Source organism: Carnobacterium jeotgali MS3, from assembly GCF_000745125.1.
GTDB classification, from domain to species: Bacteria; Bacillota; Bacilli; order Lactobacillales; family Carnobacteriaceae; genus Carnobacterium_B; species Carnobacterium_B jeotgali.
In genome coordinates this window covers 1-5356 of the sequence record NZ_JQNF01000004.1, presented here as the reverse complement: position 1 = coordinate 5356, position 5356 = coordinate 1, and the positions used below count along the sequence as shown (strand labels likewise).

3 protein-coding genes and 1 pseudogene are annotated in these 5356 nt (G+C 34.9%); 2 read left to right on the top strand and 2 right to left on the bottom strand.

The features are described from left to right. Positions 1 to 82: 82 nt before the first annotated feature. A pseudogene (locus BP18_RS02465) lies at positions 83 to 972 on the bottom strand (fructose bisphosphate aldolase). Positions 973 to 1172: 200 nt separating this feature from the next. Here BP18_RS02465 and BP18_RS02460 point away from each other — a divergent pair. Beyond that, positions 1173 to 2609 carry an MDR family MFS transporter gene (locus BP18_RS02460; protein WP_197050078.1) on the top strand — a complete coding sequence of 479 codons (1437 nt, stop codon included), beginning with the start codon at positions 1173 to 1175 and terminating at the stop codon, positions 2607 to 2609. Between the two features lie 158 nt (positions 2610 to 2767). Here BP18_RS02460 and BP18_RS02455 read toward each other — a convergent pair whose 3' ends face one another. Continuing rightward, the gene (locus BP18_RS02455) at positions 2768 to 4126 is read right to left on the bottom strand and encodes an MDR family MFS transporter (protein ID WP_231549420.1); all 1359 of its coding nucleotides are present in this window, start codon (positions 4124 to 4126) and stop codon (positions 2768 to 2770) included. A gap of 279 nt (positions 4127 to 4405) precedes the next feature. Between BP18_RS02455 and BP18_RS02450 the strand changes: the two genes are divergently transcribed. Beyond that, positions 4406 to 5293 (top strand): fructose bisphosphate aldolase, encoded by an 888-nt coding sequence (locus BP18_RS02450; RefSeq protein ID WP_007722933.1) that lies wholly within the window; start codon positions 4406 to 4408, stop codon positions 5291 to 5293. Positions 5294 to 5356: the final 63 nt, after the last annotated feature.

Here is a 5356-nt window from a genome sequence, read left to right as displayed (position 1 = left end):
AAAATGAAACACAACGTATAAGGCAGAAGGGTCTTCCTTTCTCATACGTTGTGTTTATTATATTGTCTCAGACCACTTAATGTTAAGCGATTGAAGCATCATAGATTTGTTTGATAGATTCTTTTAATAAAGCATTAAAATCCTCGTCTGATTGACTAACACTTAATCCCTCGGATAAAGCTCTTGAAAAACTAGCGATTAGTCCGTGGTTATGTGTTAAAGCTTCATTAGCTTTTTCACGGGTATAACCACCAGAAAGAGCGACTACTCTTATAACTCTAGGATGATCGATCAATTCTTTATAAAAATTATCAATCGTTGGGATTGATAGTTTTAACATGACGTTATCTGATTCGCTTAAGGCGTCTAGCTGAGTCAAGATTTCATCTTTTAAGAGAGATTCGGACTTCTCCTTATCGGTACTATTAATATCCACTTCTGGTTCAATAATTGGAACAAGCCCGGCTGCAATAATTTGTTTTCCAACTTCAAATTGTTGGTCAACAACTTTTTTTATAGCTTCAGGATTTGCTTCTTTAATCAATGAGCGCATTTTTGTTCCAAAAATATGGCGTTCATTTGCTCGTTTTAATAATTCATCTAAGTCTGGATTAGGTTTCATCAATTGAACACCGTTAGTTTCTTCTGCTAATCCTTTGTCAATCTTCAAGAAAGGAACAATACCTTTCTTTTTTCCCACAAATAATCAGCTGTATAAAGGTCTTCTACTTTGCGATCCATTGTTTGTTCGAATAAGATAGCACCTTAAATTGAATCAGAACTAAAAGCAGGAGAAGTCATAAGACGTGTTCTCATTTCATGAACGAGGTCATACATTTCTTCTTCACCAGAATACGTATCTGAGGCGATACCATAAAGCTGTAAAGCTGTTGGTGTGCTCCCGCCACTTTGGTCTAATGCTGCAATAAAACCTTGTCCATTTTTCATTCGTTCAAGTTGTTCTTTTTGCATAATTTCAGCTCCTTAGATTAGTTTTAAGAACAGTAAATAGGAAAGCTCAACCCAATGAAGGGTAATGAACCTTTCGTTAATAAGTATAGCACTTCATAAATTATATTGAAAAAATAAGCTATTATCGAGTACTTTTCCTTTGAGAATTTATATAGAGGAAAAAGAATAGGTTATAAAAATTGAATAAAGGGGAAAAAAACATGATTCAAGAAGAAAACCAAAATATGTCATTTGCACAAGTTATATCTATTTTAGGAGTTATTTTAATGGGGTCTTTTGTGACCATATTAAATCAAACACTAATGAGCACGGCTTTACCAAGTATTATGAGAGAATTTTCAATTACAGCAACTCAAGGGCAATGGTTAACAACAGCTTATATGCTGATTAATGGTATCATGGTACCTATTACAGCCTATCTGGTAAATCGATTTACCACCCGTCAGTTGTATCTCTTTTCAATGATTGTTTTCTCAATTGGTACATTTGTGGCAGCTACTTCTAGTGTCTATGGAGTACTGATTGCTGGGCGTATGATCCAAGCGGTAGGAGCAGGGATTATTTTGCCGTTGCAAATGATTGTTGTATTGTATATTTTCCCAATTGAAAAAAGAGGATCAGCAATGGGCTTAATTGGTTTAGCGATGAACTTCGCTCCAGCAATTGGACCTACTTTTTCCGGCTGGGTAGTACAAAATTACCATTGGAATATGTTGTTTTACTTTATCTTACCATTTGCACTGTTAGATGTTGTAGTGGCCATTTTTGTTTTGAAGAATGTTGGGAAAACAGGTCATCCTAAACTAGATTTAATAAGTGTTATTTATTCTACATTAGGTTTTGGTGGATTACTCTTTGGTCTTAGCAATGCCTCTTCACATGATTTTATAAGTGTTAACGTAGCCTTGCCTATAGTTGTGGGAATCGCTTCTTTAGTTCTATTGGTTAACCGTTCTAATCATTCAAAAGAACCGCTATTGAATTTCGGTATTTTTAAATACAGAGGTTACCGTTTAAATCTTATTATTTCTTTCGTATTAACGGCTGGAATGTATGGTGCTATTATGCTATTGCCCATCTATTTGCAAAATATACGTGAAATGACACCGATGGAATCGGGAATGACTTTGTTACCAGGAGCAATTGTAATGGCTGTTATGAGCCCAATTACTGGTAGAATGTTTGATAAATACGGATCAAAAAGATTAGCTATGAGTGGATTAACTTTGGTAACAATTGGAACGTTTATCATAGGACTAATTGATTTAAACACGCCAATAGTTTACATTGTTCTACTTCAAGTGGTTCGGTCATTAGGTTTTGCATTAACCTTAATGCCAATCCAAACAGCAGCTTTCAACGCGGTTCCACTAGAGCTTGCTTCACATGCATCCGCAATGTTTAATACTCAACGACAATTAGCTGGATCAATGGGAACAGCATTATTTGTAGTTGTGATGACGGTTGTTTCTCAAAATGGTGTATCACAACACTTGCCATCTGAGTTAGCTGATTTAGCAGGATTTCAAACAGTCTTCAAATTAGTGGGAGTATTCTCATTGGTAGCCTTTATTATGACGTTATTTATTAAAGAAAATCCTTATTTACCTAAAGCGAAATTAGCAGAAAATCATTAAAGACAAAAAGCTCGAAACCATTATATTAATGGCTTTGAGCTTTTTTTTATGGAACCTAATTTAGTAGATGACTTTAAAATTAGCAAATGTTTCAGGTTGATATTTGAGTGGTTTTTAAAATAATCTGCAATAAGTCATTCATATAATGGTGACTTTTTTTAATGATTTTCTGCTAATTTCGCTTTAGGTAAATAAGGATTTTCTTTAATAAATAACGTCATAATAAAGGCTCCAATGAGAATACTCCCACTAATTTGAAGACTGGTTTGAAATCCTGCTAAATCAGCTAACTCAGATGGCAAGTGTTGTGATACACCATTTTGAGAAACAACCGTCATCACAACTACAAATAATGCTGTTCCCATTGATCCAGCTAATTGTCGTTGAGTATTAAACATTGCGGATGCATGTGAAGCAAGCTCTAGTGGAACCGCGTTGAAAGCTGCTGTTTGGATTGGCATTAAGGTTAATGCAAAACCTAATGACCGAACCACTTGAAGTAGAACAATGTAAACTATTGGCGTGTTTAAATCAATTAGTCCTATGATAAACGTTCCAATTGTTACCAAAGTTAATCCACTCATAGCTAATCTTTTTGATCCGTATTTATCAAACATTCTACCAGTAATTGGGCTCATAACAGCCATTACAATTGCTCCTGGTAACAAAGTCATTCCCGATTCCATCGGTGTCATTTCACGTATATTTTGCAAATAGATGGGCAATAGCATAATAGCACCATACATTCCAGCCGTTAATACGAAAGAAATAATAAGATTTAAACGGTAACCTCTGTATTTAAAAATACCGAAATTCAATAGCGGTTCTTTTGAATGATTAGAACGGTTAACCAATAGAACTAAAGAAGCGATTCCCACAACTATAGGCAAGGCTACGTTAACACTTATAAAATCATGTGAAGAGGCATTGCTAAGACCAAAGAGTAATCCACCAAAACCTAATGTAGAATAAATAACACTTATTAAATCTAGTTTAGGATGACCTGTTTTCCCAACATTCTTCAAAACAAAAATGGCCACTACAACATCTAACAGTGCAAATGGTAAGATAAAGTAAAACAACATATTCCAATGGTAATTTTGTACTACCCAGCCGGAAAAAGTAGGTCCAATTGCTGGAGCGAAGTTCATCGCTAAACCAATTAAGCCCATTGCTGATCCTCTTTTTTCAATTGGGAAAATATACAATACAACAATCATTTGCAACGGCAAAATAATCCCTGCTCCTACCGCTTGGATCATACGCCCAGCAATCAGTACTCCATAGACACTAGAAGTAGCTGCCACAAATGTACCAATTGAGAAAACAATCATTGAAAAGAGATACAACTGACGGGTGGTAAATCGATTTACCAGATAGGCTGTAATAGGTACCATGATACCATTAATCAGCATATAAGCTGTTGTTAACCATTGCCCTTGAGTTGCTGTAATTGAAAATTCTCTCATAATACTTGGTAAAGCCGTGCTCATTAGTGTTTGATTTAATATGGTCACAAAGACCCCATTAAAATAACTCCTAAAATAGATATAACTTGTGCAAATGACATATTTTGGTTTTCTTCTTGAATCATGTTTTTTTTCCCCTTTATTCAATTTTTATAACCTATTTCTTTTTCCTCTATATAAATTCTCAAAGGAAAAGTACTCGATAATAGCTTATTTTTTCAATATAATTTATGAAGTGCTATACTTATTAACGAAAGGTTCATTACCCTTCATTGGGTTGAGCTTTCCTATTTACTGTTCTTAAAACTAATCTAAGGAGCTGAAATTATGCAAAAAGAACAACTTGAACGAATGAAAAATGGACAAGGTTTTATTGCAGCATTAGACCAAAGTGGCGGGAGCACACCAACAGCTTTACAGCTTTATGGTATCGCCTCAGATACGTATTCTGGTGAAGAAGAAATGTATGACCTCGTTCATGAAATGAGAACACGTCTTATGACTTCTCCTGCTTTTAGTTCTGATTCAATTTTAGGTGCTATCTTATTCGAACAAACAATGGATCGCAAAGTAGAAGACCTTTATACAGCTGATTATTTGTGGGAAAAGAAAGGTATTGTTCCTTTCTTGAAGATTGACAAAGGATTAGCAGAAGAAACTAACGGTGTTCAATTGATGAAACCTAATCCAGACTTAGATGAATTATTAAAACGAGCAAATGAACGCCATATTTTTGGAACAAAAATGCGCTCATTGATTAAAGAAGCAAATCCTGAAGCTATAAAAAAAGTTGTTGACCAACAATTTGAAGTTGGAAAACAAATTATTGCAGCCGGGCTTGTTCCAATTATTGAACCAGAAGTGGATATTAATAGTACCGATAAGGAGAAGTCCGAATCTCTCTTAAAAGATGAAATCTTGACTCAGCTAGACGCCTTAAGCGAATCAGATAACGTCATGTTAAAACTATCAATCCCAACGATTGATAATTTTTATAAAGAATTGATCGATCATCCTAGAGTTATAAGAGTAGTCGCTCTTTCTGGTGGTTATACCCGTGAAAAAGCTAATGAAGCTTTAACACATAACCACGGACTAATCGCTAGTTTTTCAAGAGCTTTATCCGAGGGATTAAGTGTTAGTCAATCAGACGAGGATTTTAATGCTTTATTAAAAGAATCTATCAAACAAATCTATGATGCTTCAATCGCTTAACATTAAGTGGTCTGAGACAATATAATAAACACAACGTATGAGAAAGGAAGACCCTTCTGCCTT

Coding starts and splice junctions, on each gene's coding strand:
- BP18_RS02460 (WP_197050078.1), top strand. CDS start 1,173: ATGATTCAAGAAGAAAACCAAAATATGTCATTTGCACAAGTTATATCT.
- BP18_RS02450 (WP_007722933.1), top strand. CDS start 4,406: ATGCAAAAAGAACAACTTGAACGAATGAAAAATGGACAAGGTTTTATT.